14 protein-coding genes are annotated in these 14,952 nt (G+C 64.8%); all 14 read right to left on the reverse strand.

All coding sequences use genetic code 11. The features are described from left to right. Positions 1-423 precede the first annotated feature (423 nt). Positions 424-1,092, reverse strand: a complete 669-nt coding sequence (gene rpe / locus G394_RS0105520; protein WP_028576808.1) for a ribulose-phosphate 3-epimerase — start codon at positions 1,090-1,092, stop codon at positions 424-426. Next, entirely contained in the window at positions 1,089-1,547 is a 459-nt protein-coding gene (gene ahbA / locus G394_RS0105525; protein ID WP_028576809.1) for a siroheme decarboxylase subunit alpha, read from the reverse strand. The genes rpe and ahbA overlap by 4 nt, the downstream gene beginning before the upstream one ends. A gap of 105 nt (positions 1,548-1,652) precedes the next feature. Then, the gene (gene ahbD / locus G394_RS0105530; protein ID WP_028576810.1) at positions 1,653-2,831 is read right to left on the reverse strand and encodes a heme b synthase; all 1,179 of its coding nucleotides are present in this window, start codon (positions 2,829-2,831) and stop codon (positions 1,653-1,655) included. Then, positions 2,831-3,808, reverse strand: a complete 978-nt coding sequence (gene hemB, locus G394_RS0105535; protein ID WP_028576811.1) for a porphobilinogen synthase — start codon at positions 3,806-3,808, stop codon at positions 2,831-2,833. Before hemB ends, ahbD begins: the two co-directional genes overlap by 1 nt. A 10-nt stretch (positions 3,809-3,818) precedes the next feature. Next, entirely contained in the window at positions 3,819-5,012 is a 1,194-nt protein-coding gene (gene ahbC, locus G394_RS0105540; RefSeq protein WP_028576812.1) for a 12,18-didecarboxysiroheme deacetylase, read from the reverse strand. A gap of 132 nt (positions 5,013-5,144) precedes the next feature. Next, positions 5,145-5,315 (reverse strand): hypothetical protein, encoded by a 171-nt coding sequence (locus G394_RS21120; protein ID WP_156902463.1) that lies wholly within the window; start codon positions 5,313-5,315, stop codon positions 5,145-5,147. Beyond that, positions 5,315-6,292: a zinc-ribbon domain-containing protein gene (locus G394_RS0105550; RefSeq protein WP_028576813.1), complete on the reverse strand. Its 978-nt coding sequence runs from the start codon at positions 6,290-6,292 to the stop codon at positions 5,315-5,317. The genes G394_RS21120 and G394_RS0105550 overlap by 1 nt, the downstream gene beginning before the upstream one ends. Before the next feature lie 51 nt (positions 6,293-6,343). After that, complete coding sequence (asnB, locus tag G394_RS18105; RefSeq protein WP_051306976.1) at positions 6,344-8,227, reverse strand: asparagine synthase (glutamine-hydrolyzing); 1,884 nt, start codon at positions 8,225-8,227, stop codon at positions 6,344-6,346. Between the two features lie 78 nt (positions 8,228-8,305). Beyond that, positions 8,306-8,716 (reverse strand): flagellar export chaperone FliS, encoded by a 411-nt coding sequence (gene fliS / locus G394_RS0105560; protein ID WP_028576814.1) that lies wholly within the window; start codon positions 8,714-8,716, stop codon positions 8,306-8,308. A gap of 11 nt (positions 8,717-8,727) precedes the next feature. Next, positions 8,728-10,791, reverse strand: a complete 2,064-nt coding sequence (gene fliD / locus G394_RS20060) for a flagellar filament capping protein FliD (protein WP_028576815.1) — start codon at positions 10,789-10,791, stop codon at positions 8,728-8,730. Positions 10,792-10,923: 132 nt separating this feature from the next. After that, positions 10,924-11,820, reverse strand: coding sequence for a flagellin N-terminal helical domain-containing protein (locus tag G394_RS0105570; RefSeq protein ID WP_028576816.1), 897 nt, complete (start codon positions 11,818-11,820; stop codon positions 10,924-10,926). Between the two features lie 145 nt (positions 11,821-11,965). Next, positions 11,966-12,709: a tRNA (adenosine(37)-N6)-threonylcarbamoyltransferase complex dimerization subunit type 1 TsaB gene (gene tsaB, locus G394_RS0105575; protein WP_028576817.1), complete on the reverse strand. Its 744-nt coding sequence runs from the start codon at positions 12,707-12,709 to the stop codon at positions 11,966-11,968. Beyond that, positions 12,684-13,751, reverse strand: coding sequence for an RIP metalloprotease RseP (gene rseP / locus G394_RS0105580; RefSeq protein ID WP_028576818.1), 1,068 nt, complete (start codon positions 13,749-13,751; stop codon positions 12,684-12,686). Before rseP ends, tsaB begins: the two co-directional genes overlap by 26 nt. Continuing rightward, positions 13,745-14,950, reverse strand: coding sequence for a 1-deoxy-D-xylulose-5-phosphate reductoisomerase (gene dxr, locus G394_RS0105585; RefSeq protein WP_028576819.1), 1,206 nt, complete (start codon positions 14,948-14,950; stop codon positions 13,745-13,747). Before dxr ends, rseP begins: the two co-directional genes overlap by 7 nt. Positions 14,951-14,952: the final 2 nt, after the last annotated feature.

The following is a 14,952-nucleotide window of genomic DNA, read 5'->3' on the forward strand; positions in this document are numbered from 1 at the left end:
GACCAGCTGCCCCGCTTCTTCCAGACCGAACTCCTGCCGCCCCACAACGTCGGTTGGGATTACACCGCGGAAGAACTGCAGGCCGCAAAGGTCTAAACTTTCAACCCGCTGTCCGGGGGCCTTGCGGCCCCCGGGCGGCGATTACGGCGGTGCACCGCACTTCTGGCGAGGGCCGGAAGGCGGCCGTGAGGCCACCCTGCGATCCCGATGGATCCGTGGCCGAGGACGCGACACCTGGGCGCGCATGTATCGTTTCGACTCAACGCGCCGTAAAATATGTCAAAAGTGACATGTTTTGAATTAGATAGGTCACAATTCACACAACCGTGACGCGTCAGAACGGAGCACCCGTAAAAGCAAATGGCCGCCGAGTTTCCCCGGCGGCCATTTGCTTTACATGGTGTCTTTGCTTGCCGCGTTCGGCTATTTCCCCAAGACGGCTTCCATGAAGGCCTTGTGCCTCTCGGCGTAGGGCGGGAAGCCGAAGAAGGCGGAGCCGGAGACAAGGACGTCGGCACCGAGGTCGAAGAGCTCCCTGGCGTTGTCCAGGGTCACGCCCCCGTCGACCTGGATGAGGGTCGAGAGGCCTTTGGCGCGGATCATGCCCGAAAGGGCGGCGATCTTGTCCTTGCAGAAGGGGATGAAGGACTGTCCGCCGAAGCCGGGGTTGACGCTCATGATCAGGACCATGTCCAGCTGGGGCAGCAGGTATTCGACGACATTCAGGGGCGTGGCGGGGTTCAGGGACAGGCCGGTCTTCATGCCCGCTTCGCGGATGGCGCTCAGGGTGCGTTCCAGGTGGACCGTGCTCTCGGCGTGGACGCACAGCAGGTCCGCGCCCGCGGCCGCGAATTCCGCGATGTAGCGCTCGGGGCGCTCGATCATGAGATGCACGTCGAAAAAGAGCTTCGAGGTCTTGCGCAGCTTGCCGATGACGGGGGGGCCGAAGGTGATGTTCGGCACGAAGGCGCCGTCCATGACGTCCCAGTGCACCCATTTGAGCCCGGCGTCCTCGAGGGCCGCCAGTTCGGCGCGCAGGGCTCCGAAATCCGAGGACAGGAGGGACGGGGACAGGATGAATTCGCGCATCATTCCTCCCGGTCGCCCATCTTGAAGTCAACCTGGATCTTGTACATCTTGGTGGCCGGCAGGTTCAGGATGGAGATGCCCGTTTTGCGGGTGATGCCGGCCAGGGTTTCCTGCACCTCTTCCCAGGAGGGACCGATGAAGGTGAACCAGATGTTCTGGCGGTGCTGGCGCAGGTAGTTGTGGGTCACACCGGGGAGCTTGTTCACTTCGGCGATGAATTCGTCGAGCTTGTCCTCGGGCACGGCGGCCGAGCACAGGGTGGAATGCCAGCCCAGCTTCTTGGACTGGAAGTTGGCCCCGATGCGGCGGATGACGCCTTTTTCCTTCAGAGCACGCACCCTGGCCAGTGTCTCGGCCTCGGTCAGACCGACTTGATCGCCGATCTCAGCGTACGGACGGGATTCTAACGGAAAGCCCGTCTGGATGATGTCCAGTATCTTCTTGTCGAAATCGTCCATTCGCTCCTCATGCCCTATGCGGGTCGTTGCAACCGTTCTGACGATACCCTTGTACGGGTCCAGGGGCGAGCCCCTGGCGGGGCGCGGGGCGGCGCCCCGCATCTCTTACGACTTTATCCGCTCCAAAAGCTTGGGCACATACGTGCACAGTGGCTCTTCACCCATGTAGTTGTTGTCCATGGAGTGGGCGCGGGCACGGCATCCGCCGCAGACCTTGTGATATTCGCACACGCCGCACTTGCCTTCGTACTGCTTCTGGTCGCGGAACTGCAGGAACTGTTTGGAGGACCTCCAGATCTCCGGGAAGGGCGTGGTGCGGATGTTGCCGCAGTCGAGCTCCAGGTAGCCGCAGGGCTGGACCTGGCCGACGTGGGAGATGAAGCAGAAGCCCGTGCCGCCCAGGCACCCGCGGGTCATGGCGTCGAGGCCGAAGTTCTCGGGCGTGACGGCGATGCCCTCCTCCTTGGCCCGCTGGCGCATGATGCGGTAGTAGTGCGGGGCGCAGGTGGCCTTCAGATGCATCTTCGTGGTCTTGCGGAAATCGTAGAACCAGTTGAGCACGTCCTCGTACTCCTGGCCGGTGATGACCTCGGCCCCGAGCTGGGCGGCCCGGCCCGTGGGCACGAGCAGGAAGATGTGCCAGGCGGCGGCGCCGATGCGCTCGCACAGGTCGAAGATCTGCTTGAAGCTGCCGAGGTTGGCGCGCGTCACGGTGGTGTTGATCTGGAACTCGATGCCGGCGTCCTTCAGGTACTCTATGCCGCGCATGGAGGCGTCGAAGGCGCCGACAACGCCGCGGAAGTCGTCGTGGCTCTCTGCGTCGGGTCCGTCGATGGAGATGGAGCAGCGCTGCACGCCGGCCTCACGCATATTCACCGTCGTCTCCGGGGTGATGAGGGTGCCGTTGGGTGACATGACGCAGCGCAGGCCCTTGTCCGTGGCGTAACGGATGAGCTCGTAGACGTCGGCGCGCATCATGGGGTCGCCGCCGGTGAAGATGATGATGGGGTTGCCGACCTGGGGGAAGGTGTCGATCAAGGCCTTGGCCTCGGCCGTGTCCAGTTCGCCCTCGTAGGGTTCCAGGTGCGCTTCGGCCCGGCAGTGCTTGCAGGCCAGGTTGCAGGAGCGGGTCACTTCCCAGGCGATGAGCTTGCAGGCCGGGGTGCCGTCGGGAAGGGTCGTGACCATGCCGCCGGGGTGGCCGCCGGGTTTCGCGCCCGGATGTCCGGCCGGCGGACCGTCGAGGTTCGGCCGGCCCGCGCCGTGGTGGGGATGAGTGTGCATTACAGGTGTCCCGCCTTGAGCAGGTCTTGGGTGAAGTAGGAGAGGATCAGGTCCGCGCCCGCGCGCTTGAAGGCGATGAGGCTTTCCAGCGCCACGGCTGTCTCGTCGATCCAGCCGAGCTGGGCCGCGGCCTTGATCTGGCTATACTCGCCGCTGACCTGGTAGGCGGCCACGGGCAGGTCGAAGTTGTCGCGCACGAGGCGGATGACGTCGAGGTACGGCAGGCCCGGCTTGACCATCAGGATGTCGGCGCCTTCCTCAACATCGGCGGCCGCTTCGCGCAGCCCTTCGCGCCAGTTGGCCGGGTCCATCTGGTAGGTTTTGCGGTCCCCGAACTTCGGCGCACTTTCGGCCGCGTCGCGGAAGGGGCCGTAGAAGGCCGAGGAGTACTTGACCGCGTAGGACATGATGGGCGTGTTCAGGAAGCCCGCTTCGTCCAGGGCCTGGCGGATGGCGGCCACTCGGCCGTCCATCATGTCCGAGGGCGCGACGATGTCCGCGCCGGCCTTGGCCTGGGCCACGGCCGTGCGGGCCAGCAGCGCCAGGGTCGGGTCGTTTTTGACTTCGCCTTCGGGCGAGACCAGGCCGCAGTGGCCGTGGGAGGTGTACTCGCACAGGCAGGTGTCCGCGACCACGACCAGTTCGGGCCAGCGGTCCTTGATGCGGCGGATGGCCTGCTGCACGATGCCGTTCTCGGCGTAGGCCTGGGAGCCGGCCGGGTCCTTGTCCACGGGAATGCCGAAGAGGATGAGGCTTTTGAGGCCCGCGTCCACGGCCCCGGCCACCTCGTCCATGAGCTGGTTCAGGCCGAGCTGGAACTGTCCGGGCATGGAGGCGATGGGCTTGCGGAAATCCGCGTCGGACTCGACCACAAAGTAAGGCTGGATCAGGTCGTCGCGGGACAGGCGGCTTTCGCGCACCAGATCCCGCATGGCCTTGGAAGAGCGCAGCCTGCGGCCGCGATGGAATGTGTTCACGTCCGCCCTCCTAGAGCTTCTCGCCTGTGATTTCCTCGTCCGTCAGGTAGCAAGCCGGGTCGTGGGCCCAGAAGTCGTCGAAGTAGGCCTCGGCGCGGGCGCGGAAGTTGCCGCCGCAGATGTTCAGGAAGCGGCAGGTGGCGCAGCGGCCCTTCACGTGGGGCCGTTTGTCCTTGAGCTTGTGCAGGAGTTCGATGTTCTCGTCCGTCCAGATTTCGGAGAAGGGACGCTCGAGCACGTTGCCGAAGGTGTGGTGGCGCATGAACTGGTCGGCGTGCACGGAGCCGTCCCAGGAGATGCAGCCGATGCCGCGCCCTGAGGAGTTGCCTTCGTTCATCTTCAGGAGTTCGAGCACCTCGGCCGCGCGCTTGGGGTCTTCCTTGAGCATGCGGAAATAGACGTAGGGGCCGTCGGCGTGGTTGTCCACGGTCAGCACTTCCTTGGGCAGGCCGCGGTCGTGCAGGTCGCGGGTGCGGTCCATGATCAGGTCGACCACGGCGCGGGTCTCGGCGTGGTCCAGGTCTTCCTTGATGAGCTCGGAGCCGCGGCCGGAGTAGACCAGGTGGTAGAAGCAGATGCGCGGCACTTCCAGGGATTCGATGAGGTCGAAGAGGTGCGGGATTTCCGAGGCGTTGCGCTTGTTGATGGTGAAGCGCAGGCCGACCTTGAGGCCTTCGGCCTGGCAGTTCTCGACGCCCTTCAAGGCCTGCTTGTAGGCGCCGGTCACGCCGCGGAACTTGTCGTGCACGGCCTCGGCGCCGTCCAGGGAGATGCCGACGTAGGACAGGCCGACTTCCTTCAGTTCCTTGGCCTTGGCCTTGGTTATGAGGGTGCCGTTGGTGGAGATGACGGCGCGCATGCCCTTGGACGTGGCGTACTTGGCCAGTTCGACCAAGTCTTCGCGCACCAGGGGCTCGCCGCCGGAAAAGAGCATGACCGGCGCGCCGAACTGCGCCAGGTCGTCGATCATGACCTTGGCCTGCTCCGTGGAGATGGGGTCCTTGTGGGCGCTCGGCTCCACGGCGTGGGCGTAGCAGTGCACGCACTTGAGGTTGCAGCGCTGGGTCATGTTCCAGACCACAACGGGCTTCTTGTCCTTGGCGAACTGCAGCAGGTGGGAGGGGAGTTGGGCGGAATTGCGTCCGTAGCGCAGGGCGTCGGAGGGTTCCACCGTGCCGCAGTAAAGTTTGGAGATACCGATCATGGTTGCCTCATGTGAACGCGAAGGTTCGTCTATGGGGTGCGAACCGGACGGCGCGGGGCCTGGCGGTTCGGAAAAATTCGGGAGAGCCGAAGGCTTGTCCTAATGGCTGTGGCTGTCAAGTCAAGGGCGGACCTATTGCAGGGTGCGGGTCGGGGGCTCGTCCCCCAGGAGGCGGGCCACCTTGTCCTGGTGATCCCTGGAAGCGGATTCCTTGCGGGTCGTCTGCTCGGCGGGTTTCCTGCGGGCGTTGCGGCCCAGGCCCTTGTCCACGGCCAGCCGCCAGAGACTCTTGAACGTGCGCATCAGGCCCTTCCGGTGACGAGGGTCAGGACGATGGCCACGGCCAGGGCCAGGAGCATGGGCAGCACGAGCACGGCCAGGACCTGTTTGTTGCTGGCGCCGTGCACGTGGCGCAGCCCCAGGAATTTGTAGACCGTGGCGCCGATCATGGCCAGGGGCATGCCGATGTAGGGGATGACCATGAGCAGCATGGGCGCCGCGCTGTACGCCTCGGCGCGGAAGGTCCCTTCGAAGCCCTTGGTGTCGGCCTTGAAAAGGCGCAGGAAAAAATGGTTGATGGCCGTGTCCATGAACAGGAAAACCGAGACTTCGAGGGGGTAGAGGATGAGGGCCAGGGCTGCCTGCGCGGTGTGCCCGAGCCCTTCGGTCAGCAGGCTCGGCGGCATGATGCCCAGGAGCTGCCAGATGGACTGGGACAGGGCCACGGCCTGGATGACGACGAGAAAAAAGAGCAGCGGCTTCATGATTCCGTGGCCCACGGGCATGGCCGAGAAAAAGCCCTTGGGGTTGGCGAGCACCTGCATGAAGGTTTTGGCGAAGGCCAGTGGGTAGCCCGACGTCGCGCGCTCCCACAGGGGGAGGCTGGCCTGGGGCTGGTCTTCGGCGCCGGCCCCGTGGGCTTCTTCGCCGTCGTCGTTCAGGGCCTCGAGCTCCTTCCAGAGATCGTCCTCGCGCGGGGCCTGGCGCTGGTGCGGCGCGGGATCTTCCGCTGCGGGACGTGCAGGAGTCTCGGCGGGCTGGACCTGCGTTGTTTGCGCGGGGCGTTCGTGGCGAGGCAGTGGGGCGTCTGCGGGTGCGGCGGGCTGAGCAGGCCCGGCAGGTTCGTGCTGCGGGACGTTCGCGCCGGCCGGCTGGCCGGGAAGTTCCCGGAATTTGAAGCGGTGCTGGCACTTGGGGCAGGTGGCCATGACCGCCTTCGGCGGAAGCTTGGCCTCGTTGACGGTGCGTCCGAACCCGCAGCTGGGACAGGTGATATTCATGACGGATGCTCTCTCCTCTTGCGAGAAGGCTGATACCCCCTCTTGGTCCGATTAGCAACCGCGGCGGGTTTTGGGGCAGAGAAAGAGGTCGTCGAAGAGATGCACGAAAAAGGCCACGATGAGCACGCCGCTGTAGTCCATGGTGCTGTCGGAATCGAATTCGCGCAGCATGTGCTCGATGAATTCCGGCCTGAAGTAGCCTTTGTCCCGCACGGCAATGGGAGACAGGGATTCGCCGATCAGCCCCCTGAACATGCGTACGAACCATTTGCCCGGGGGGGCCAGGGGTTGCTTGCGGCGGCGGCAGATGGCCGGGGGCAGGAACGTGCGGAAACCTTTCTTGAGCAGGTGCTTTTCGTTCAGCCCCCGCATCTTGAAGCGGCCCGGCAGTGAGAAGACGTACTCCACCAGCCGGTGGTCCATGAAGGGGGACCTGAGTTCCACGGAGTTGGCCATGCTCATGGTGTCTGCCAGGGGCAGGGTCAGGTTGGGCAGGCGCATGCGGCTCTCCAGGTACAGGGCCTGATCCAGCAGGGATCTGGAGCCAGGAACCGTCGGCAGCTCGCCGTCCCGCTCCCCGAGTCGCGGAAGCAGTCTCTCGATGAAGCCGTCGGACAGGAGCTGCCCCTTCATCTGAAAGGCCTGGAACCTGTACGGCAGGGCGGGGTGGGCCGCGGGGAAGCCCTTCAGGGCCGAGTAGTGCATCAGGGCCTGCTGCGGGGAGGAGAGGGCCGGGAAGACCCGACGCAGAAGGTTCGCGCGGGCCGGGGTCTCGCTGCGGCCGATGAAGTCCATGAGCTTCAGGAGCTTGAAATAGTCATACCCGCCCAGGATCTCGTCGGCGCCGTCGCCGGACAGGACGACCTTGAAGCCCATGTCGCGGATCTGACGCGACAGCAGGTACAGGGGCAGGTTCAGGAGCGTCACCAGGGGCGTTTCCAGATGCCAGACCAAGTTCGCGACCTCCCTCTCCTCGATGGAGCAGAGGAACTCGTGGTGTGTGGTGCCGAAGGCCCCGGAGACCATGCGCGCGAAGTGGCGCTCGTCGTAGCCCGCGTCCTCGAAGGTGATGGACAGGGTGTGCACCGGCGCGTTGGAGAGATGGGCGTAGAGGCCGGTCACGCTGCTGGAGTCGATGCCGCCGCTCAGGTACGAGGCCACGGGGACGTCGGCCACGAGCCTGGCGCGCACGGCTTCCAGCAGATGGTGGCGCAGGCCCTCGGCCGCGTCGTCCTCGCTCAGCTCTGCAGGCGGCGTGTCGAGGGGAATGTCCCAGTAGGGCGCGACGCGCAGCCCCTTGGCATCATGGACGAGAAAGCTCGCGGGCGGGACCTGCCGTATCCCTTCCAGGAAGGTGTCCGGGGCGAGGTTGAAGCCGTAGTCGAGGAGCCGGTCCATGGCCAGGACGTTCACGGCCCGGGGGACGCCCGGATAGTGCAGGATGGCCTTGATCTCGGAGGCGAAGACAAGGGTCCCGTCCGGCAGGGCCGCATAGAAGAGCGGTTTCTTCCCCATGCGGTCCCGGGCCAGGAACAGGCGCCGGGCTCCGGGGTTCCAGATCGCGAAGGCGAACATCCCCGCCAGCCGGTCCAGGCATTTTTCGCCCCACTGCACATAGGCGGCCAACAGGACTTCCGAGTCTGAGCGGGTGCGGAAATGGTGGCCGAGGCTGGCGAGTTCGACCCGCAGGGGCTGGTAGTTGTAGATCTCGCCGTTGAAGACCAGGATCATGCCTGACGGTTCGTGGACCAGGGGTTGGTTGCCGCCCTGCAGGTCGATGATGGCCAGGCGTCTGGACGCCAGAGCGCAGCGCTCGTCCTGGTGCAGCCCCTGGTGGTCGGGGCCGCGGTGGGCGATGGCCAGGGCCATGGCGCCGAGGATGTTCGTGTCCGGAGTGATTCCGCTGGGATTGAAAAAGCCGGCTATGCCGCACATGCACGCGTTCCCGGTTGAGGTGGTGTCCCGGTGGACGGATGCAGAATGCGTGCCCTGGCGATACCGCGCATCGGCAGGTCAGCGTGCGTAGTAGGCTGCGGCCTTGGGTGGCGCGGGATGGGGCTGTGTCCTGGAAATCTCGGCAAAGGCCGAGCGGAAGGAGGACAGGATGCCGACGACCTCGTCGATGATGGCCGTGTCCATCTTCAGGTTGGCCCGCAGCAGGCGGGTGTTGCAGTACATGTAGAGGCGGTGGAGGTTCTGGGCGAGGTCCCCGCCCCGCTCGTTGTTCAGGGAGCCGTCGAGTTCGGCGATGATGTCCAGGGCCTGGGAGATGAGGATGCCTTTCTTGGCGAAGTTCTTGGCCTCAATCTCCTCCTTGGCCTGTTCGAGGAAGGTGATGGCCCCGTCGTAGAGCATGACCACGAGGTGTCCCGGGGTCGTGGTGGTGACGTGAGTCTGCATGTATGCGTTAGCGGCTTTGTGCACTGCTTGTCTCCTTAACTGCTGGAGGAGCCGGGGAGGCTCTTGATTTGCGAGCTGAGTTGCGTGGAAATGTTGTCGTAATTGCCCAGGACTGCCTCGAGGTTGGCGAAGCGCAGCCGCAGGGTGCGCTCCAGCAGGGCCAGCCGCCGCTCCTCGTAGGCGATCTTGTCGTCGATGGAGTCCATGATGTCCTGGTAGTTGTCCTTGAGGATCTCCAGGGTGCCCGTCAGGGGGTCCGTCAGTTTTTTGATTTCCTGCGACAGTTCCTCGGCCTTGCCGGACTTGATCTGGACTTGACCGGAATACGTGCCGGCGGTCAGGTTGATGACCTCGACGGCCAGGCCGCGTGAAATGTTGCCACCGCCTGAGGCGACAATCTTGTTGCCGTCGATGTTGGCGGAATAACCGTTTATGCTCGCGGCAGTGATGTTGCCTCCGGCATCCACCGTGTACGAAATGGCGAAGTCTCCCGCGCCGGTGATGCCTTTGAGGTAGGAGTCGAACTTGAAATTGGATGACTCCACTGCCTGGCCGTCAACCACTTCCTTGGTCGACGGATAGTAGTCCGCGCTGAAGAGGCGGGCCACGGCGTCCGGGTTCGATGTCAGGGCCGAGAAGAAGGCGCCCTGGTCCAGGGTCAGAAGTCCGAAGGTTGGGGAGCCTTCGCTGGTATCCGTGGTGATGCCGATGCTGCCCAGGGAGGTGATGGGGTCCAGGTCGTAGTCGAAGCCCAGGCCCTTTTCCGCCAGAATGTTCTTGAGCTTCTGCTGGATCATCTGCAACCCGTAGTTGCCCGTCAGCAAGGAGCCGGACACGTTGGCGCCCACCGTCGTGACCTGGGTCTGCTCCTTGATTTGCTGTAGCACGGCGTTCACGGACTCGACGAAGGTCAGCATGTTTTCGGTCACGGATTCCGGGTCCAGACTGGTGGTCAGGGTCGTGGTGCCCGTGCTGGTCAGGTTCATGGTCACGCCGGGGATGATGTCGGAAATGGCGTTGCTCGCCCGCTCGATGTACCCGTCCGTGGCGCCCTGGATCTGGCTGAAGTGGCGGGCCTGCAGGCTTTCGACGCTCGTGCCCGGGGCGTTGATGATGGAAATCTGGTTGGCCGAGCCCGGCTCCCCGGTCAGGGTGAATTCAAGACTGCCGGAGACGTCGGTTGCGGAGGCAGTGATGCCTGTGGCGGCCGTGATATTCGCGGCCAGGTCGGCCCATGTGTCTGTGGCCGCAACGGCGATGGAATGGATGTTCCCGGCGTAGGCGAACTTGAATGTCCCGCCGCTGGCCGCAACCAGATCCGTTGCGGCCGTGGCGGCCAGGGTGGCCCTGAGGATGTCCGCGGTCTGGGTGGGCGTTCCGACGGGATAGCCGTCCACGCGGAGTTGCGCGTTGCTGGCGTTCTGGGTCTCGATGAACTGGTTTTTCCCGAAACTCTGGAGGAGGTTTCCGGAAGTCGCGGTATCGTCGATGATGAAGTCGTTGCCCGCGCCCAGATCCATGCTGCGGATCTGCAGGCGGTAGCCGCTACCGTCGTTGATGACGCTGGCGCGTACGGCATTGCGGTTGTCCGGGTCGGAATTGATGAGATTCGCAAACTGGGACAGGGTCGTGGTGGGAGTCACGTCCACAGAGACCTGCTGGTTGCCCACGGTGAAAGCGAAGGTCCCGGCCGCCCCGCCGCTGATGACCGCGTCGGGCGAGGAAAAAATTACCGCCCCCATGTGCATGTCGTTGGTCGCCAGGGACACGACCTCGATTTGATGGGAACTTTCTTCCGCCGCGCTGCCGGCCGTGGCGGTCAGGACCGCGGAGTTGGACGAGGCGGCCTGTTTGACCAGAAACTCGTCCGGCGTGTTCATGGAATCCAGTGTCGTTTTGAGCGAAAGCAGGGACGAGGACAGGGAGTCGAAGCTTTCGCTCTTGGCGTCCCACTGGGCGCGCCAACTGAGCAGGCGTTTGGTGTGCGTCTGCTCGACCTCGACCAGCTTGGTGACCATGGACTCGAAGTCGGTGCCCGAACCGAGCCCGGTGAATCGTATGGCTCCGGAAGTGAGAGTGGTGGTCAGGTCGTCAGCCATGGGGCCTCGCGTGCTTTGGGATGAGGTGCGTTCGCATCCAGGACTCAAGCAAACTCGGTGCCATCCCTTCAGGGAAAAAAGGCCGGGCCGCTTCCGCGACCCGGCCGGGAATGCGTCGTCAACTCAAGGAGGTTATCCCTGCATGAGCTGCAGCGCCATCTGCGGCAGGGTGTTGGCCTGGGACAGCATGGCCACCGCCGACTGGGTCAGAATCTGGTTGCGCACGAAGTTGGTCATTTCCGTGGCCACGTCCACGTCGGAGATCCGGGATTCCGCTGCCTGCAGGTTCTCGGCCTGGACCGTCAGGTTGGTGATGGTGTTTTCCAGGCGGTTCTGCAGGGCGCCCAGGTTGGCGCGGATGTTGTCCTTGGAAATGATGGCCTTGTTCAGTGCTTCGAGAGACTTCTGAGCTCCTTCCTGGGTCGAGATTGAATACCCGCCATCTAAGTCCGGATCTGCAGCGTTTCCAACGCCGAGTGCCGATGCGGTCGAAGTACCAATTTTGATGTAGTAGTAGTCCTCGGCGCTGTCATTGGCCGTTCCGAAGTGGACCTTGAGCTTGCCGGTGGACTGTAGGCCACCACCACTGAAGGTGTCGCTCGAAAGGTTGCCGTTCAGCAGGTAGATGCCGTTGAAGTCCGTGGCGTTGGCGATTCGGGTGATTTCCGAGGCCATCTGCTGGTATTCCGAGTCGATGATCAGGCGCTGGTCCGAAGTGTAGGTACCGGTGGCGGCCTGCTCAGCCAGTTCCTTCATGCGGATCAGCTTTTCGTCGATGACCTGCAGGGCGCCGTCAGCGGTCTGGATCATGGAGATGGCGTCGTTGGCGTTTCGCACACCCTGGTTCAGGGACGCGATGTCGGCGCGCATGAGCTCGCGGATGGCGAGGCCCGCGGCGTCGTCGGCCGCCGTGGTGATGCGCAGACCCGAGGACAGGCGGTTCACTGAGGTGGAAAGGTTGCCGTAGGCGCCGGAAAGATTTCGGGCCGCGGTCATGGCCATCAGGTTGTGGTTGATGATGAGTGACATAGGTAATTCCTCCTTGAAAGATTGTCGGCATCCTTGCCTTTGGATTCGCAGCCTGACGGGGCCGCTTTATTGCTCTTGATGACTGAATCGGCAGGGAGCGGATTTTCTTTAGGGGAAATTTGTCCGACAATTCATGTCGGACGGATCACTCGAAGTCCGGGATGTGACGCCGCGCTTCATCGCTGGGAATGCCGCGGGACTGGGCGATGGCGTCGAGGTTGTCCTCGGCGTCGGATTTGCGCAGGTACAGGGGCGGGGGAGGGCTGCCGGCGTAGGAGGCAGCGCATGCCGCGGCGAGCAGGGCCGTCGGCGTCGGCGTGTCTAGGAGGGGAGGAAGGACGGACGCATTGGCCAGTCCCTGCAGTTCGGGATTCGTGCGCAGGCCGCTGCCAAGCAGAAAGAGCGGGGCGGGACGGTCGGCGAGCAGGCCCAGCGCCTGGGCGACGCGCGCGGGCCGGACCGGACCGAGAGCCAGGCCGTTCGAGAACCCCTGCATGTAGACCTGCCCTTTGCGGGCGTAGGTCAGCACCCAGGTTTCCCCGGTGGCGAAATCCGTGGCCTGAGCGGCCAGCAACTCCAGGTAGGCCAGCCCGGCCATGGGGATGGCGAAGGCCCGGGACAGGCCGTACATGGCCGCGTGGGCGATGCGCAGGCCCGTGAAGGACCCGGGGCCACGCACGCAGGCGATGCCGGCGAGGTCGCGGGCTGTGGCACCGCGCACGGCCAGAGCGCGCTCCATGGCCGTGGGCAGGTGGCGGATGGACTGGCCGGGGCAGAGAATCTCCTCGCTGAAGAGGAGGCTTCCGGGCGTGCCCAGAACGACCTGCAGGCGTTCCTCGGCGCAGTTCAGCGCCAGGAAGAGGCTAGCGGAAGTGGCGCAGGATGTCATTGAAGGTCGCCACGATCATGAGCATGAGCAGGAGCGTCATGCCTATCCTAAGCGCCGCCTGCTGCACCTTGGGGCTCAGGGGGCGGCCGGTGATGGTTTCCAGGAAGAAGAAGAGGATGTGCCCTCCGTCCAGGACCGGGATGGGCAGCAGATTCAGGATGCCCAGGTTGATGCTGATCAGCGCGGTCAGGGCCAGCAGGTTGACCAGCCCGTTCTGGGCCTCCTTGTGGATCATCTCGGAGATGAGGATGACCCCGCCCATGTCGGTCCAGGGGATGACCCGCTCCACCAGCTTGACGATGCCCATGACCATGAGGGTGCTGACTTCCTTGATCTGCCGACCGCCCTGCACCGCCGCGGCCAGGAAGCTCAGTTCTCGGCTGGAGAGCTCGCCGCTCGGGGCGATGCCCATCATGGGCACGACCTTGATCTCGCCGAAGAGGTTGCGCTTCTCCTGTAGTCGCGGGGTCACGGCCAGGGACACGATTTCGCGGCCGCGGGCCACCGTGACCTGCATGGCGGCTCCCGTGTTGGCTTCGATGCGGCTGACCAGATCGTCCCAGACGGCTATGGGTTGGCCGTCGATCTCGACGATGCGGTCGCCCGGGACGAGACCGGCTTCTTGGGCTGCGCTGGCGTTGGTCACCTGGCCGATGACCGGCAGCATTTCCTGCACGCCCTGGCTGTAGGCCAGGCCCCAGAAGATGAGCCAGGCCAGGAGAAAATTGAAGGCCGGGCCGGCCAGCACGACGAGCATGCGTTGCCAGGGTGGCCGACGGGAGAAGGACTCCTCCTGCGTGAACCCTTCGGGGAGTTCCGCGTCGGGCGATTCGCCGACCAGCTGCACGTAGCCGCCCAGGGGGAAGGCGCAGACGCGGTAATCCGTCTTGCCGCGGGTGACGCCGAAGAGCCGCGTCCCGAACCCCAGCGAGAAGACGCTCACGCCCATGCCAAGGCGCCGGGCCACGACGAAGTGGCCGAGCTCGTGGAAAAAGATCAGTCCGCCCAGGACAAGCACAACCGCCAGGATGCTGGTCACCATTCCCCTCTTCCCAGGGCCTCTGCGGCCCGTGTTCGTGTTTGCGCGTCGAGGGAGAGAATGTCGTCCAAATCCTGCACGCAGGTCAAGGCGTGCATGGAGAGCATTTCCTCGATGAGCCGGGCGATGCCCGGAAAAGAGATGCGGCCGTCCAGGAAGGCCTGCACGGCCACTTCGTTGGCCGCGTTGAGGACAACGGGACTTCCGGCGGCCAGGGCCTCGCGGGCCAGGCGCAGGCAGGGAAAGCGTTCGGGGTCGGGCCCTTCGAAGGTCAGGGTGCCGACCTTGGCCAGGTCCAGCCGCTCCAGGCCGATGTTGAGCCGCTCGGGGTAGCCCAGGCAGTAGCCGATGGGGATCTCCATGTCCGGCACGCCCAGGTGGGCCAGCTGGGAGCCGTCCGCATACTCGACGAGGGAGTGGACGATGGACTGGGGGTGGACCACCACATCCACTTCGTCGAGGTCGGCCCCGTAGAGGTGCACGGCCTCGATGATTTCGAGCCCCTTGTTCATCATGGTCGCGGAATCGATGGAGATTTTTGCGCCCATGGACCAGTTGGGGTGCTTGAGGGCCTGGGCCGGGGTGACGGTCCGAATCTTCTCGGCCGGCCAGGTGCGGAAAGGTCCGCCCGAGGCGGTCAGGATGAGGCGCACGGCCTGCCGCCCGTCGTGTCCGGCAAAGGCCTGGAACAGGGCGTTGTGCTCCGAGTCCACGGGCAGGATGACCGCGCCGGACTCGGCGCATGTCCTGCGAAAGAGCTCTCCGGCCAGGACGAGGGCCTCCTTGTTGGCTAGGCAGAGGACCTTGCCGGCCCTGGCCGCGGCCAGGGCCGGGACCAGCCCGGCCGCGCCGACCTGGGCGGCCAGCACGAGGTCCGCTTCGGGCAGGGTGGCCAGTGCGGCGTACCCGTCGCGGCCGACGAGGATTTCCGGCGCGTAGCCGACCGGCAGCAGCCCGCGCAGTTCCCGGGCCCCCTCTTCGGTCAGGACCGCCAGATACCTGGGGCGGAACATGCCGGCCTGGCTCGCGAGCAGTTCGACGTTCCGGGCTCCGGCCAGGGCAACGACGCGCAAGGCGTCCGGGTTCTTGGCCACGACGCGCAGGGCGCTGGTGCCGATGGAGCCCGTGCTGCCCAGGATGGCCAGGGAGCGGGGGCCGGACCGGCCGAAAACCGGTGAGACGAGGGGGGAGATGTACTTCATGG

It is taken from the genome of Desulfomicrobium escambiense DSM 10707 (genome assembly GCF_000428825.1).
In the GTDB taxonomy this organism is placed as follows: Bacteria; Desulfobacterota; Desulfovibrionia; order Desulfovibrionales; family Desulfomicrobiaceae; genus Desulfomicrobium; species Desulfomicrobium escambiense.